Raw genomic sequence first — 15,550 nt, forward strand, 5'->3', positions numbered from 1 at the left:
TTCCATGGCGTCTGCTGTCCATGGCCGGTCTCTGCTGTCCATGGCGTCCGCCGCCCATGGCCCTGTGCGCTTCAGCCTCGGGTCCGGGCGGAGACCTCACCAGGCCCGGCTCAACCTGGGTCTGGCAGAACCACCTGTCCGGCCCAGAATCGGGCGGCGCGCGGATAATGGACGGATGGGCCATGGCGAACCGGAGATCAAGTCATTCCTCAAGGCGCGCCGCGCCGCGCTCGACCCGGCCGAGCTCGGGCTGCCGGAGGGGGTCGTGCGGCGCCGGGTGCGGGGGCTGCGCCGTGAGGAGGTCGCCCAGCTGGCCGGGATCAGCGTCGACTACTACACCCGTATCGAGCAGGGCCGGGCCCCGGCCATCTCGGACTCGGTGGTCGACGGACTGGCGCGGGCGCTGCGGCTGACCCCGTCCGAGCACACCTATCTGCGCAACATCACCCTGCCGCGGCGGCGCGGAGCGACCGACCCCGACCCGCGGCCGCGGGTGCGGCCGGAGATCCAGCAGCTGCTGAACGCGATGGACGGCAATGTCCCGGCGTATGTCTACGGCCCGGCGATGGACGTCCTGGCCTGGAACCGGCTCGGCACCCAGCTCTGCATCGACTACCCCGCGATCCCCGAGGAGCGGCGCAACGGCCCGCTGCTGGTCTTCCTCGACCCCCGGCTCAAGGAGATCCATCCGAACTGGGCCGAGGTCGCCGACGACACGGTGGCCGGGCTGCGCGCGGAGGTCGGGCGCCACCCCGGCAGCTCACGGGTGTGCCGGGTGATCCATGAGCTGTTGGAGCGGAGCGAGGAGTTCCGGCGGCGGTGGGAGGCACAGGAGGTGCAGGAGCGGACGCGGGGCGTCAAGCGGTTCCGCCATCCGGAGATGGGGGAGCTGGTGCTGCGGTTCGAGGCGTTCGTGCTGCCCGCGGATCCGGGGCAGATGCTGTGCACCTACACGGCCGACGAGGGGTCGGCGACGGCGGAGGCGCTGAAGGTGCTGGCGGGCGCGGCGGCGGTGGCCTGACGGCCCGGGCCGCCGCCCCGAGCCGCCGCCCCGCGCCCCGCGCTGCGCCCCGACCCTGTTTCGTCCAACCTCCTTGACGCGACTGGAAAGTTTCCTTACTTTCAACTCCTCTCACGGTGGCGCGCTAGGGCAATGGAGGTCCGGATGTCCGGCACCGAGGGCGGATTCGTCCGCCGTATCGGCCTGTTCCAGGCGACAGCCATCAACATGAGCCAGATGTGCGGCATCGGCCCGTTCGTCACCATCCCCCTCATGGTCGCCGCCTTCGGCGGACCGCAGGCCGTCATCGGCTTCGTCGCGGGCGCGGTACTCGCGCTCGCCGACGGACTGATCTGGGCCGAGCTGGGGGCCTCGCTGCCGGGGGCCGGCGGCAGCTATGTGTATCTGCGCCAGGCGTTCCAGTACCGCAGCGGCAAGCTGATGCCGTTCCTGTTCGTATGGACGGCGATGCTGTTCATCCCGCTGATCATGTCCACGGGTGTGGTCGGTCTGGTGCAGTATCTGGGCTATCTGTGGCCCGATATGACGCAGACCCAGGGCGATCTGGTCGGACTCGGCGTCATCGTCCTGGTCGTCGGCCTGCTGTGGCGGGGGGTCGAGCACATCGCCCGGATCACGGCCGTCATGTGGTGCGTGATGATCGCCTCCGTGGTCCTGGTCATCGTCGCCGCCTTCAGCCACTTCGACGCGGGGCAGGCGTTCACCTATCCGGCCCACGCCTTCGAGCTGACCAGCGGTCACTTCTGGACCGGGTTCGCCGCGGGCCTGACCATCGGGATCTACGACTACCTCGGCTACAACACCGCCGCGTACATGGGCGCGGAGATCAAGGACCCCGGCCGCACCCTGCCGCGGGCCATCGTCACCTCGATCGCCGGGATCATGGGGATCTATCTGCTGCTGCAGATCGGCACGCTCGGCGTCGTCGACTGGCACGAGATGACCGAGCCCGGCTCGGTGGCCTCCCAGTCCGTCGCCTCGGCGGTGCTGGAGGAGACCTGGGGGAAGGGCGCGGCCGACGTCGTCACCGTGCTCATCCTGATCACGGCCTTCGCGTCCGTCTTCGCCGGGCTGCTGGGCGGCTCCCGGGTGCCGTACGACGCCGCCCGCGAACGGGTCTTCTTCCGTCCGTACGGCACGCTCCACCCGCGCCATCGCTTCCCCATGCTGGGCCTGGCCACGATGGGTGTCGTCACCGCGATCGGCTTCCTGATCGGCCGCCACACCGATCTGGCCACGCTGATCCAGCTGCTGACCACGGTCATGGTGATCGTGCAGGCCCTGGCGCAGATCGTCGCCGTCACGGTGCTGCGCCGCCGCCAGCCGGGGCTGCGGCGGCCGTACCGGATGTGGCTCTATCCGCTGCCGAGCGTGGTGGCGCTGGTGGGCTGGGTGGTGATCTACGGCTACGCGGACAAGAACTCCCCCGGACGGCACCCCATCGAATGGTCGCTGGCCTGGGTCGCGGCGGGGTGCGTGGCGTTCGTGCTGTGGGCGCGGGTGGAGAAGGTGTGGCCATTCGGGCCGAAGGAGATCAGCGAGGAGTACGCGGCGGGCGCCGACCCCGACGCGGAAGGGGACACCCCGGGCACGTCGGGCACCCCGGGCACGCCGGGCGTGGCGAAGGCCCGGGGCACCACGGGGGACGCCTAGAGCCGCACGGGCGCAGGCCCCGGCCGGAGCCGTCAGCCCCGGGGCCGGGGCGCCAGGGCCTCCCACCGCACCGTGACCTCGCCCTGGCGCCAGCGCCGTGGGCCGTCCGCGAGTGGCCAGCCCTGTGCGCGCAGCGTCTGGGCGCTGCGTATCCAGCGCTGACGCGCGCTGAGCGGCGCGTACGGGGCGGCGGCCGCCCAGGCGCGGTCGAAGTCGCGCAGGAAGGTGTGCACCGGCTCGCCCGGCACATTGCGGTGGATCAGCGCCTTGGGGAGCCGTTCGGCCAGGTCGGAGGGGCGTTCCAGGGAGCCGAGGCGGGCCGCGAAGGTCACGGTGCGCGGGCCCGCCGCGTCGAGCGCGACCCACACGTGCCGCCGCCCGATCTCGTCGCAGGTGCCCTCCACCAGCAGCCCGCCGGGCGCCAGCCGGGCGCACAGCCGCCGCCACACGGCGGCGACCTCGCCCTCCTCGTACTGCCGCAGCACATTGGCCGCGCGGATGAGCGCCGGGCGGGCCCCGCCGGGCAGCGGCACCTCGAAGCCGCCGTGGGCGAAGGTGAGCCCCTCGCGCTCGTACGGCCGCGCGGCGGCCACCCGCCCGGGGTCGATCTCGACCCCCACGACGCGCGCCCCGGCCCGTACGGTCCGTAGCCGGTCCAGCAGCTCGACGGCGGTCCACGGGGCCGCCCCGTACCCCAGATCCACCGCCACCGGCGCCTCCCCGGCCCGCCGGAGCGCGGCCCCGTGCGCCGCCGCGATCCACCGGTCCATCCGGCGCAGCCGATTGGGATTGGTCGTCCCGCGGGTCGCCGAACCGATAGGACGGGACGGCGGGGGAACGCGGGCGGGCATGGCGCAGAGCCTATGCGGGGGCGGACGGGGTGTGGCCGACGGGTATCGGAACGTCACGCTTTGGCAAAGCGGAAATGGGAACCAGCAGTTCCGGTGTTAACGCCCGAGGAGGGAGCCCGCCCCGTCAAGGAGGTAACGCTCGGTGAGCCAGCACGCGTCCCGGCTCGGCGGTCTGCGAGGCCGGTCCCACATACCGTTCGGCACACCGCCCCACCAGCGGCTTCGCCGCATTCCACGGCGGCCGCGGCGGATCGCGATGCTCAGTGTGCACACCTCGCCGCTGCATCAGCCCGGCACCGGCGACGCCGGGGGGATGAACGTCTACATCGTCGAGCTGGCCAAGCGGCTGGCCGCGATCGACATCGAGGTGGAGATCTTCACCCGGGCCACCACCGCCGCGCTGCCCCCCTCCGTCGAGCTGGCCCCCGGGGTACTCGTCCGGCATGTGGACGCCGGGCCCTACGAGGGGCTGGCCAAGGAGGAGCTGCCGGCGCAGCTGTGCGCCTTCACCCACGGGGTCATGCGGGCGTGGGCCGGGCACCGGCCGGGCCACTACGATCTCGTCCACTCCCACTACTGGCTCTCCGGCCACGTCGGCTGGCTGGCCGCGGAGCGCTGGGGAGTGCCGCTGGTGCACGCCATGCACACCATGGCCAAGGTCAAGAACGCCGCGCTGGCGGCGGGCGACACCCCCGAGCCCGCGGCCCGCGTGATCGGCGAGCAGCAGATCGTCCGCGCCGCCGACCGGCTGATCGCCAACACCGGCGGGGAGGCCGATGAGCTGGTGCACCACTACGAGGCGGCGCGCGAGCTGGTCGCGGTCGTCCACCCCGGGGTGAACCTCGACCGCTTCCGCCCCGCCGACGGCCGGGCCGCCGCCCGGGCCCGGCTGGGGCTCCCGGCCGACGCGCTCATACCCCTCTTCGCCGGGCGGATACAGCCGCTCAAGGCCCCCGACATCCTGCTGCACGCGGTCGCCCACCTCCTGGAGGAGGACCCCTCGCTGCGCGAGCGCATGGTCGTGCCCGTGGTGGGCGGCCCCAGCGGCAGCGGCCTGGCCAAGCCCGAGGGGCTGCACAAGCTGGCGGCGCGGCTGGGGATCTGCGATGTGGTCCGGTTCCGGCCGCCCTGTGCGCAGGACGAGCTCGCGGACTGGTACCGGGCGGCGTCCGTGCTGGTCATGCCGTCCTACAGCGAGTCGTTCGGGCTGGTGGCCATCGAGGCCCAAGCATGCGGCACCCCGGTCGTGGCGGCCTCGGTGGGCGGGCTGCCGGTGGCCGTACGGGACGGGGTCAGCGGCACGCTGATCCAGGGCCACGACCCGGCCGACTACGCCCGCGCCCTGCGCCCCTTCGCGAGTGAGCCGGGGAGGGTGGAGCGCATGGGCGCGGCGGCGGCCCGGCACGCGGAGGCCTTCGGGTGGGACACGGCCGCCGCGGCGACGGCGGAGGTCTACGCGGAGGCGATGCGTGAGCGGCGTCGCCTACGATCGGCCCATGGCTGACCCCAAGGCTGACACCGCGCCCAAGACCGACCCCCGGGCCGTCATCGAGCGGACGCTGAACGACGCCGAACTGGAGTGGGAGAGCCCGGAGGACGGCACCTACGTCGTCACGCTCCCGGGCACCCGCAAGCTGTCGACCACCTGCTCGCTGCGGGTCGGCCGGCACTCCCTCTCGGTCAACGCCTTCGTCGTCCGCCATCCCGACGAGAACCACGAGGCCGTCCACCGCTGGCTGCTGGAGCGCAACACCCGGCTCTACGGGGTGAGTTACGCGATCGACCAGCTCGGCGACATCTATCTGGTGGGCAAGCTGCCGCTCGCCGCGGTCATCCCGGAGGAAGTGGACCGGCTGCTCGGCACGGTGCTGGAGAACGCGGACGGCAGCTTCAACACCCTGCTGGAGATGGGGTTCGCGACCGCCATCCGCAAGGAGTACGCCTGGCGCACGGCGCGCGGCGAATCCACGCGCAACCTTGAGGCGTTCAGCAATCTGACCCGGGACGCGGCGAAGTAACCGTCGGCGGGGCGCGTTCCGCGCACGCCTGATGTACGGCCCTGACGCGCCTCCTCGCCATGGCTGACGTAGGTCCATCCTGACGCGACCCCTTCCGCACACCCCTGCCCCATGGCATTCTCACGCCGTCTCTCACCTGAACTGCGTTCACATCCATGGAAGGCGGGGCTGGTTCATGGGCACGGAGATCAACAGAAGGCGGCTGCTCGGCGGGGCGATGGGCGCGGCGGCGGGCGCCACGTTCCTGGGGACGGGCGCCCCGTTCCTGACCGCCACGGACGCGGCGGCCGCATCGCGTACCGCCGCCGGACCGGGCACCTCGGGCGCGGCGGGCTCCTCCGGCGGGGCGCAGACGTCCCCCCTCTGGCGTGAGTTCCGCGCCCGGCCGTACACCCATCCGCAGATTCCCTACGTCGGCCGCGCCGGATTCCTCGGTGGACGTACCCACTTCCCCCGCCTGCCCGTCGTCGCCGACGTCCGCGACTACGGCGCCCGGCCCGACGGCTCGGCCGACGCCGCCCCCGCGATCAACCGCGCCATCGCCGCGGCCGGGCGGCGCGGCGGCGGCACGGTCCTGGTGCCGCCCGGGACGTACCGCGTGGACGACGTCATCCGCCTCGGCTACGACAACGTCGTGCTGCGCGGCGCGGGCAGCGGCCGCACCACCCTCCACGCGACCCGCAGCCTCACCGAGCTGATCGGCCCGTACGGCAGCCGCTACGGCGGGAACAAGTCGTCCTGGTCCTGGGCCGGCGGCCTCATCTGGATCTGCCCGGACGCCCGCCGGCGCTCCCTGACCGACGCGATCCGGGCCCAGGCGTGGCCGTTCGAGGGCTGGACGGGCAACGAGCGCGACGAGTGGCACACCCTCACCGACCTCGCCGCCCCCGCCCGCCGCGGCGACTGGACCGTGAGCGTCGAGGACCCGTCCGCCCTGCGCCGCGGCGACCGCGTGCTGTTCCAGCTCGCCGACGACGACACCCACTCCCTCCTGCGCCATATGGCCGGTGACGTCGAGGGCGCCGCCGACTACGTCTGGGCCGACAAGACCAAGCTCACCTCGTACGTCCCCTACGAATGGCCGTGCCGCGTCGTCTCCGTCGACCGGTGGCGCCGCCGGGTGACCCTCGACCGTCCGCTGCCGCTGGACGCCCGGCCCGCCTGGAAGCCCCGGTTCACCACGCTCGTACGCCCGGTCACCGGCTCCGGGGTCGAGGGCATCACCCTCGATGTCGTCGAGACCCCGCAGTCGCAGCATCTGCTGGACAAGGGGTACAACGGCGTCGCGCTGCAGTGCGCATGGGACTGCTGGGTGGACGACGTGACCGTCAACAACGTCGACAACGGCTTCCTGCTCGTCGCCGCCAAGGCGTGCACCCTGCGCCGCACCCGGGTGACGGGGCGCGGCAGCCATCATCCCTACTGCTGCCGCGAGGGCTCGCACGACAACCTCGTGGAGGACTTCGTGCTGGCCCAGCGCACCGTCCCGGCCCCGGCGGGGACGTCCCTGCACGGCATCAACGTGGAGGGGCTGTCCAGCTACAACGTCTGGTCGCGCGGCCGGATGGAGATGGGCACCTTCGACACCCACCGCGGAATGCCCTTCGCCAACGTCCGTACGGAGATCACCGTGGACAACACGGGGGCGCACGGCGGCGACGCGAGCGCGGGCCCGCTCTACGGTGCGCGGTTCACCCACTGGAACGTCACGGTCAGCAATGAGCGGGCCGGCTGCGTCAAGATCGACGACGTCGCGCCGTACAGCGCGACGGTCGGGATCAGCGAGGTCCGGCCGTTCGGCCAGATCGACGTCCCGGACTTCACCGGTCCGCTGCACTCCCGTAGCGAGTCCTATGGCCACCCCGAGGCCGTCCACCCCCGCAATCTGTACGAGGCGCAGCGCGCGATCGGCTGACATCTCCCCGAAAACACGGTGAGAAACGCGGTGAAGAAATACGGTCCATGACGCCTCTACATGGTGAACCGGCCCCGGCGGCCGGGAACCATGAAGAGGAGACACAACGGTGCTCATGGACAATCCGTGGCTCACGGTGGCAACGGTCGTGACGGTGGGGGTGCTACGGCTGATGGGGGACGTCATCCGCTGGCTGGCGGCGCGCTCGGGCGAACGGCTCCGGGCGCGCACGCTGGCCGAGTTGGTGGGCAGAACGGCACCGGGCACGGTGCTCACCGACCGCCGCCCCGACGGCGCGGCGCTGACCATAAGGCGGCGGGCGGAGGAGCGGGACGGGGGCGATCGGGGTGAGTGACACCGTGGAGGAGACCGCGCGTGGCGGCGAGTTCGAGGAGGAGTTCGACGCCTTCTACGCCCGCACCTACCCCTGGCTGGCCGCCCGCGCGGTGATGCTCAGCGGCAACCGGCAGAACGCCGAGGACGCCGTGCAGGAGGCGTATATCGAGGCGATGCGCCGCTGGCCCAAGGTCAGGGCGTACGCCTCGCCCGAGGCATGGGTGACCACCACCATGCGGCGCAAGCTCTCGAAGGACGGGCGGCGCTGGTGGTTCCGCTGGAAGCCGGTCGAGATGGCCGGGACGACCGTCCCGGCCGCCACGACCGCCACCGTGGAGGAGACCGCCGAGGCACTGGCCGCGCTGCGCGCCCTCGGCACGCTGCCGCCGCGCCAGCGTCAGGTGGTCGTCATGCATTCGCTCGAGGGGATGAGCTATCGGGCGATCTCCGACGAGCTGGGGATCTCGGTCGGCAGCGTCGGCAGCAACCTCAACAAGGCCCGCGCCCGGCTGAGCCTGATGCTGGACATCTCCCCGGAGCCCGGCCGCCCGACCGAGCGCCTGCTGACCCGCACGCCGGAGGACCCGCTGACGGCGGCGCTGTACGGGGCGGCGGAGTGGCTGTCGGACGGTTTCCGGGGCGACGCGCGAGACGGTTTCCGGGGCGACGCGCGGGACGGTTTCCTGGGCGACGCGCGGAACGGCTTCCGGTCCGACGCGCGGAACGGCTTCCTGGGCGACGCGCGGAACGGCTTCCGGTCCGACGCGCGGAAGGGCTCCCAGGGCGACGCCCGGCACGGCGGTCCCGACGGCATTCGGGAGCTCGGATGATCGCCGCCGCCCGCGCTCTCCTCGCCCTCGCCCTGGTCACCGTCTTCTACGCGCTCGTCGCGGCCATGGTGCTGCTCTGGGGCGCCTTCCTCGCGGCTGCCCTGTGGACCGCGGCGGAGCCGGGCGTCCAGGCGCCGCCCATGAGCGTCGTCACCGCCTGCGCGGCGTTCGCCCCGATCGTCTTCGGCATGGTGTGGGCGGTCATCCGCACCGCCCGCCCCGCCGTATCGCGCGAGGACGCGGTGGCGGTGACCCGGCGCGGGGCGCCGGAGTTATGGCGCACGGTCGAGGAGCTGGCCCGCGCCGTCGGCACCCGGCCGCCCGCCAGTATCCGGCTGACCGCCGAGGTCAACGCCTCCGTCACCGAGGACGCACCGCTGCTCGGGCTCGCCCCCGGCCGACGCGTCCTCTACCTCGGCATGCCCCTGCTGGCCTGTCTGTCACCCGCCGAACTGCGCGCCGTCCTCGCCCATGAGCTGGGCCACTTCTCCCGCCGCCACAGCCGCTTCGGCGCGGTCGCCCACCGGGGCGCGGCGGGGCTGGACGCCGCCCGGCAGGCGATCCAGGAGGCGTCGGCCGCCAACCACCTGGTGCGGCTGTACGCGGGCTGGCCCCTGCTGCTGCTCGGCCTCTACACCCGCGTCTTCCGCTGGCTCACCCGCCCGGTCCGGCGGCGGCAGGAGCTGGAGGCCGACCGCGAGGCCGCCCGGGTGGCCGGTCCGGGCGCCATGGCCGACGCGCTGCGCTCGACGGCGGCGCTGGAGACGGCGTGGCAGGAGTTCCTGGCGGACTTCCTCGCCCCGATGCGCCGGGCGACGGGCCGGATCCCCGACGATCCGTTCCGCGCCTTCGCCCATATGGTCGAGGCCCCCGAGGTACGGGAGCCGCTGGCCGTGTTACGTGCCCTCGCCGTGGAGCGGCCCGCCGACCCCGGCGACGCGCATCCGGCGCTGGCCACCCGCCTGGAACGGCTGGCGCGCCTGCCCGCCCCGGAGCCCGGCGCCGAACCCCTTTTCCCGGACGCCCTCTCCCCGGATCCGCTCGCTCCGGACCGCCTCGCTCCGGACCCCCTCGCCCTGCCGCCGCGGTACGCGGTCGCGCTGGGCCGCGTGATGCTCTCCGGCCCGGACGCGGGGAAGCGGGTGCCGTGGCGGGACTGGCTCACCGAGCTGGCCGCGTACCGCGCGACGCGCATCCTGACCCCGCTGGCCGAGGTGGTGCGCGGGGTCGAGGAGGCGGAGGGGGCGGGACGCCAGAAGGCGGGGCCGGTCACGGGGCCGGACCCGAGGTGGGCCGGGGAACCGGAAGCGGGACCGGCCGCCCAGCCGGACGCGGCGCTCACCATCCAACGCGTGCTGCGGCTGCTGGACAGCGGCCGCCGTATGCCGCTGGCCCGCGCTCTCAACTCCCGTCTGTCGCACGGCAAGCGGACGCCCCACCCCGAGCAGACCGAAGGCGACGATCCGCTCAGCGCCCTGGCCGACGCCCTGGCCGTGCTGATCGGAGCACAACTGGTCGCGCGGGGGACCGCGTACTGGGCCATGAACTGGACCGGCCCCAGCATCCTCGTACCGCCCGACGGCATCGCCCCCGAGACCATCCGTACCTGGGCCGACACCGCCGTACGGCTGCCCGGCCAGACCCAGCGGCTCGGGCTGCACCTGGCCGCCCTGGGCGTGGACGAACGCGCACCCCTGCCCTGCCCTGCCAGGAGTACGGCGGCCGGGCCGCTGCCGGGGGAGAAGGCGCGGCGGATCAGCATCGCGCCCGAGGTGACCGCCCCCGCGCGCCGGCGCATCGTCGCCGTAGGGGCGCTGGCGCTCATCGTGCTGGTGGGGATGACGGGGTGGACGTTCGCGCTGTGGGCGCACAAGGACGAGCCGAGCTACCCCCGGATCCCGGTGACCCGGTGGAACGACCGCTACCAGCCGGGCGGCGGCACCGGTACGGTTCCCGTTCCGTACCCGACCTTCGCGACGCGGCCGACGTACCAGCCCCCGCTGCCCCCGCCCGTCCACATCGAGCCCATCATCCCCAGGTCCGCGCCGTAAGCGCATTGGGCCGCGAGCGCACCGGGCCGTAAGCGCACGGGACCGTAAGCGCACCGGGCCGTGCGCCCCCTAGCCCACCGCCACCCTCGCCCGCCCCGGCCCGGACGCCGCCCCCGGAGGCGGCGCCGACCGCTTGTGCCGCCACCGGTGGGGCAGCCCCCGCCCCGACCGCGCGCCCCGGCACGTCAGGCAGTCCCTATCCCGCCACCGGCCCCGCGCCGACGGCGCGCGGCCCGCCATCGGAGGCCCCGACCGCCCCGCCACCGGCAGCCACGTCGACCGCACCCGCCCCGTCTCCGGCACCGATCTCACCCTCAGTGCCCGCGCCCACCTCGGCACCCGCGCCATCACCCACACCCACACCCACACCCACACCGCTCGCAGAACCCTCGCCCCCGGATCCGTCGGCCGCAGGCCGACTCCGCATCGCACGCCCCAGCGCCGCGTACCCCCCGGCCGCCACGACCCCCACCACGGCGCTGCTCGCCCACAGGGCGTCCGCCCCGAAGCGGTCCATGACCGCGCCACCCACCAGCGGCGCGGTGAGCGAGGCGAGGGACCAGGACAGGCTGTACATCCCCTGGTAGCGGCCGCGCGCATGGGTCGGGGAGAGCCGGGCCACGAGCCCCATCTGGGTGGGGGAGTTGATGATCTCGCCGAGCGTCCAGACGGTCACGGCCACCGTGTACATCCCGACCGACCCGGCGAAGGCGGTCAGCCCGAAGCCCCCTCCGGTCAGCAGCGCGGAGGCCATGAGCAGCGGCGCCGGATCACGATGTTCGAGGAACCGCGTCACCGGGATCTGTACGGCCACGATCAGCGCGCCGTTGGTCGCGATCGCGATGCCGTAATCCGTGCTGGACAGCCCCTCCGCACCCATCGCCACGGGCAGCGCCACGAACGCCTGCTGGATGAGGGTCGCGACCAGATACGACAGCCCGACCACGGCCATGAACCGCCGGTCCCGCAGCACCGAACCCAGCCCGACCTCCGGCTCCGCCTCGGCCACACTCCCGGTGAGGGCGACGTCCCGCTCCGGCCGGGACTCGGGCACCTTGGCGAAGACGATGACCGCGCACAGCAGCGTCATCCCGGCGTCGCCCAGGAAGAGCGTGAGATAGCCGTGGCTGGCGATCAGCCCGGCCGCCGCCGCGGAGACGGCGAAGCCGAGGTTGATGGCCCAGTAGTTGAGCGCGAAGGCCCGCACCCGGTCCTCGGGGCGGACGATGTCGGCGATCATCGCCTGCACCGCGGGCCGTGACGCGTTGCTGGTCATCCCCACCAGACAGGTCACGACGGCGATGGCGACCGGATCCTGGACGAAGCCCAGTACGGCGACCGTGACCGCCGTGGACACCTGCGAGACCAGCAGCGTGGGCCGCCGCCCCAGCCGGTCGGTCAGCACCCCGGCGACCACCGCCGACACCGCCCCGCCCAGCCCGTGCAGCGCCCCGACCAGCCCGGCGAACATCGGCGAATAGCCCCGGTCCACGGTCAGGTACATGGCAAGGAAGGTGGCCACGAACCCGCCCAGCCGATTGACCAGCGTGGAGGTCCACAGCCACCAGAACTCCCGGGGCAGCCCCGAGACGCTCTCCTTCGCGGCCTGTCTCAGTCGAGTGACGGACACCGGACGACTCCCCCCTGTGCGCGACACAAGCCGCATCGGTAAGTGGCACCAGTAGCAGCCGCAAGTTACCGATGCCGCCCCCGCGCCGCCAGTGAATTGATGGGGTCCGTCAACCGACCGCCTCAGGCCGGTCCAGTAGGCTCGGCAGCATGGCCGACGCACCGTACAAGCTGATCCTCCTCCGCCATGGCGAGAGCGAGTGGAACGCGAAGAACCTGTTCACCGGCTGGGTGGACGTCAATCTGAACGAGAAGGGCGAGAAGGAGGCCGTCCGCGGCGGTGAGCTGCTGAAGGACGCCGGCCTGCTCCCCGACGTGGTCCACACGTCCGTCCAGAAGCGGGCCATCCGCACCGCCCAGCTCGCCCTCGAGGCGGCCGACCGCCTCTGGATCCCGGTCCGCCGCTCCTGGCGCCTCAACGAGCGCCACTACGGCGCGCTGCAGGGCAAGGACAAGGCCCAGACCCTCGCCGAGTTCGGCGAGGAGCAGTTCATGCTGTGGCGCCGCTCGTACGACACCCCGCCGCCCCCGCTCGAGGACGGCGCCGAGTGGTCCCAGAGCGACGACCCGCGCTACGCGACCATCCCGCCGGAGCTGCGCCCGCGCACCGAGTGCCTCAAGGACGTCGTCCACCGCATGCTGCCGTACTGGTACGACAGCATCGTCCCGGACCTCCTCACCGGCCGCACCGTCCTGGTCGCCGCCCACGGCAACTCCCTGCGCGCCCTGGTCAAGCACCTCGACGGCATCTCCGACGCCGACATCGCGGGCCTGAACATCCCCACCGGCATCCCGCTCTCCTACGACCTGGACACCGACTTCCGTCCCGTCAACCCGGGCGGCACCTACCTCGACCCGGAGGCCGCGAAGGCCGCCATCGAGGCGGTCAAGAACCAGGGCAAGAAGAAGTAGCCTTTGTGATCATGCCCCCGACCTGCGCTTATGGCGCGGTTCGGGGGCATTTTCATGGCTTGGGCCCACTGTGGCCTCAGCGCCCCTGGGCCTTCTCTTTCGGGTCGACCTCACGGGCGTGCGCCCCCCCCGCCATGACGCGGGACCCGTTGCCTGGCCACCTGCCCCGTTCAGAACCGAGCGGCTCGTGATCCATGAGCCCTCCACGGACACGTCCGTCCGGTGTCGGGGAGGCCGAACTCGGCTACCTGTTCCTGCCGGAGACGTGGGGACGCGGGTACGGCGCCGAGGCGTTCGCGGCGGCACTCGGTCGGCCTTGCGGCCTCCGCCGAAGGCGGCAGCGACGGCCGTACGAGTGCGCTCCTGGCTGGGCGTTACGCGAGGCGTCCGATACCAACCTGACCAAGCGCTACTAGGGACCAGCGGCCAGGGCTCCGAGGGAACTCGCCGGGGGCGACGGGCGAAGGAGAGAGGAAAGCCCAAGCCTTCGAAGCGTTTCTCAGGACGAGAGGAGCCCCGATGACCGTCGAGCCAGGCGTCCGCACGGGGGCGGAGAGCGATGCCTCGGTAATTGCGCGGTCCCGGGATGTGCCCGAGGCATTCGCCGTGCTCTTCGACCGGCACGCGGATGCGGTACACCGTTATCTGGCCCGGAGGATCGGCGGCGAGTCGGCCGACGACCTCATGGCGGAGACCTTCACCACTGCTTTCCAGCAGCGGCACCGGTACGACCCCGCGCGGATCACGGGCAACGACGCCCGGCCCTGGCTGTTCGGCATAGCGACCAACCTGGTCGGCCGGCACCGGCGGGCCGAGGCCCGTCGGTTCAAGGCCCTGGCCCGCACCCCGGCTCCCGCCGACCACGAGGAGCCGCTGGCCGACCGGGCCGCGGCCCGGGTAGGGGCACAGGCCGTACGTCGCGAGCTGGCGGCGGCGCTGGCCGCACTGCCCGCGCGCTACCGGGACGTGCTGCTGCTGGTGGCGTGGGGCGGTCTCGGCTACGAGGAGGTGGCCCAGGCCCTCGGTGTCCCCATCGGCACGGTCAGATCACGGTTGCACCGGGCTCGCAGCAAGCTACGCGAAGCGTTGGGCGGATCCGATCCGACGACACTGCGAGAGGTATCCGGCCATGACTGACGAACTCGAACTCCTGCGGGACTGGAACGCGGACGCGGCCCCGCTCACCGAACCGGCCCGAGCGCGGGCCCGCCATCGACTGCTCAACACCATGACGCGCACGGAGCGGCACCCCGACGCCGCACCCAGCCGCCGCCACGCGCTGCGCCTCGCGACAGCCGCGGTGGTCACCATGGCGGTTACGAGCACGGCGGTACTGATCGCCGCGGACGGCGCCGACGAGCGCGGCCGCACCGACCGCGCGGGCACGAACGCCCCGCAGATGCGCAACGCCGCCGCCGTGACGGTGCTGAACGGGGCGGCAGCGCGGGCGAGTGAGCACGAGAAGCCCGTGGCGCCGCGCGACGACCAGTTCATCTACTGGAAGCGGATCATCAAGGAGACGGAGCGGAAGACCGGCGCGGTCAAGACCTACGTGGACGTGAACTGGGACTCGGTGGACGGCTCCAAGCGATCTTTGACCATGGAGCTCGGCCGGGTGATCTGGGAAAAGCCCATGGGGAAGAACGAGGGCGTGTGGCCGCCTCGGGAGTGGAGCCGGCTGAAGAAGCTGCCCACCGATCCGGAGAAGCTCATCCCGCGCATCATCGGTGTCGGCACGTCCGACAAGACGATCGACGACTTCACCGCGTGGGACTGGTACGACGCCTACTTCATGCTCGGCGAGCTCCTGAAGTGGCCGGTGCTGCCCGAGGGGCTGCGTCCCGCCGCGTACGAGGCGCTGGCCCTGGTGCCCGGGGTCAAGGCGACCCCGGGAATGAAGGACTCCGCCGGGCGCACCGGGGTGGGGATCTCCTACCCCAAGCGCGCGTCCGAGAAGGGCAAGTTCCTCATCTTCGACCCGGAGTCCTATGAATTCCTGGGCTTCCGCGACGAGCGGACCTCGCGTTCCGGGAAGAAGACGTACATCCAGCTGTCGCACGTGGCGGACTGGGCGATCGTCGACCGCTTGAAGCAGCGCCCCTAGCCCCCTTAGCGCTCCAGCAGGATTTTGCAGTCCGACCTGGGACGAGGTCAGACGGTTGGAGTGCATCGGGCTGATAGCTGGTCAGGGGCGGTCTCGTGGAGACCGCCCCTCGAACGTGGGACAACGCCGCTGGTAGTGGCAGTTGCAGCGGTCCTGCGCTCTGATACTGCGTGTGCCCCCGCCCCGGTGGATGGTCCATCCACGCTACGCCGCGGGGTGTGCCGCCCACG

At 72.6% G+C, this 15,550-nt stretch carries 13 protein-coding genes; 11 read left to right on the forward strand and 2 right to left on the reverse strand.

Features of this window, described 5'->3' with window-relative positions; translation table 11 throughout:
* Window positions 1-175: 175 nt before the first annotated feature.
* Both J8403_RS23855 and J8403_RS23860 read left to right on the forward strand, forming a co-directional pair.
* On the forward strand, window positions 176-1,021 hold the full coding sequence (locus J8403_RS23855) for a helix-turn-helix transcriptional regulator (RefSeq protein WP_211124936.1): 846 nt from the start codon (window positions 176-178) through the stop codon (window positions 1,019-1,021).
* Between the two features lie 144 nt (window positions 1,022-1,165).
* Window positions 1,166-2,674 (forward strand): APC family permease, encoded by a 1,509-nt coding sequence (locus tag J8403_RS23860; RefSeq protein WP_211124937.1) that lies wholly within the window; start codon window positions 1,166-1,168, stop codon window positions 2,672-2,674.
* Between the two features lie 32 nt (window positions 2,675-2,706).
* Here J8403_RS23860 and J8403_RS23865 read toward each other — a convergent pair whose 3' ends face one another.
* Window positions 2,707-3,525: a class I SAM-dependent methyltransferase gene (locus J8403_RS23865; RefSeq protein WP_211124938.1), complete on the reverse strand. Its 819-nt coding sequence runs from the start codon at window positions 3,523-3,525 to the stop codon at window positions 2,707-2,709.
* A gap of 142 nt (window positions 3,526-3,667) precedes the next feature.
* Between J8403_RS23865 and mshA the strand changes: the two genes are divergently transcribed.
* The 6 genes from mshA (at window position 3,668) to J8403_RS23895 (ending at window position 10,675) form a co-directional block, all read left to right on the forward strand.
* On the forward strand, window positions 3,668-5,029 hold the full coding sequence (gene mshA, locus J8403_RS23870) for a D-inositol-3-phosphate glycosyltransferase (RefSeq protein ID WP_211124939.1): 1,362 nt from the start codon (window positions 3,668-3,670) through the stop codon (window positions 5,027-5,029).
* A complete protein-coding gene (locus J8403_RS23875) occupies window positions 5,022-5,543 on the forward strand; it encodes a type III secretion system chaperone family protein (protein WP_211124940.1) in 522 nt (173 codons plus the stop codon). The genes mshA and J8403_RS23875 overlap by 8 nt, the downstream gene beginning before the upstream one ends.
* Window positions 5,544-5,718: 175 nt before the next feature.
* Window positions 5,719-7,458 (forward strand): glycoside hydrolase family 55 protein, encoded by a 1,740-nt coding sequence (locus tag J8403_RS23880; protein WP_211124941.1) that lies wholly within the window; start codon window positions 5,719-5,721, stop codon window positions 7,456-7,458.
* 115 nt (window positions 7,459-7,573) lie between these two features.
* Window positions 7,574-7,813 carry a hypothetical protein gene (locus J8403_RS23885; protein ID WP_211124942.1) on the forward strand — a complete coding sequence of 80 codons (240 nt, stop codon included), beginning with the start codon at window positions 7,574-7,576 and terminating at the stop codon, window positions 7,811-7,813.
* Complete coding sequence (locus tag J8403_RS23890) at window positions 7,806-8,624, forward strand: RNA polymerase sigma factor (protein ID WP_246585954.1); 819 nt, start codon at window positions 7,806-7,808, stop codon at window positions 8,622-8,624. Before J8403_RS23885 ends, J8403_RS23890 begins: the two co-directional genes overlap by 8 nt.
* A complete protein-coding gene (locus J8403_RS23895) occupies window positions 8,621-10,675 on the forward strand; it encodes a M48 family metallopeptidase (RefSeq protein WP_211124943.1) in 2,055 nt (684 codons plus the stop codon). Before J8403_RS23890 ends, J8403_RS23895 begins: the two co-directional genes overlap by 4 nt.
* A 196-nt stretch (window positions 10,676-10,871) precedes the next feature.
* On the opposite strand, the gene J8403_RS23900 is transcribed toward J8403_RS23895, so the two are convergent.
* A complete protein-coding gene (locus tag J8403_RS23900) occupies window positions 10,872-12,305 on the reverse strand; it encodes an MDR family MFS transporter (RefSeq protein ID WP_246585955.1) in 1,434 nt (477 codons plus the stop codon).
* Window positions 12,306-12,454: 149 nt separating this feature from the next.
* On the opposite strand from J8403_RS23900, the gene J8403_RS23905 reads away from it, so the two are divergent.
* The 3 genes from J8403_RS23905 (at window position 12,455) to J8403_RS23915 (ending at window position 15,320) form a co-directional block, all read left to right on the forward strand.
* On the forward strand, window positions 12,455-13,216 hold the full coding sequence (locus tag J8403_RS23905; RefSeq protein WP_211124945.1) for a phosphoglyceromutase: 762 nt from the start codon (window positions 12,455-12,457) through the stop codon (window positions 13,214-13,216).
* A gap of 519 nt (window positions 13,217-13,735) precedes the next feature.
* Window positions 13,736-14,353, forward strand: a complete 618-nt coding sequence (locus tag J8403_RS23910) for an RNA polymerase sigma factor (protein WP_211124946.1) — start codon at window positions 13,736-13,738, stop codon at window positions 14,351-14,353.
* Entirely contained in the window at window positions 14,346-15,320 is a 975-nt protein-coding gene (locus J8403_RS23915; RefSeq protein ID WP_211124947.1) for a CU044_5270 family protein, read from the forward strand. The genes J8403_RS23910 and J8403_RS23915 overlap by 8 nt, the downstream gene beginning before the upstream one ends.
* Window positions 15,321-15,550 lie beyond the last annotated feature (230 nt).

It is taken from the genome of Streptomyces yatensis (assembly GCF_018069625.1).
In the GTDB taxonomy this organism is placed as follows: domain Bacteria; phylum Actinomycetota; class Actinomycetes; order Streptomycetales; family Streptomycetaceae; genus Streptomyces; species Streptomyces yatensis.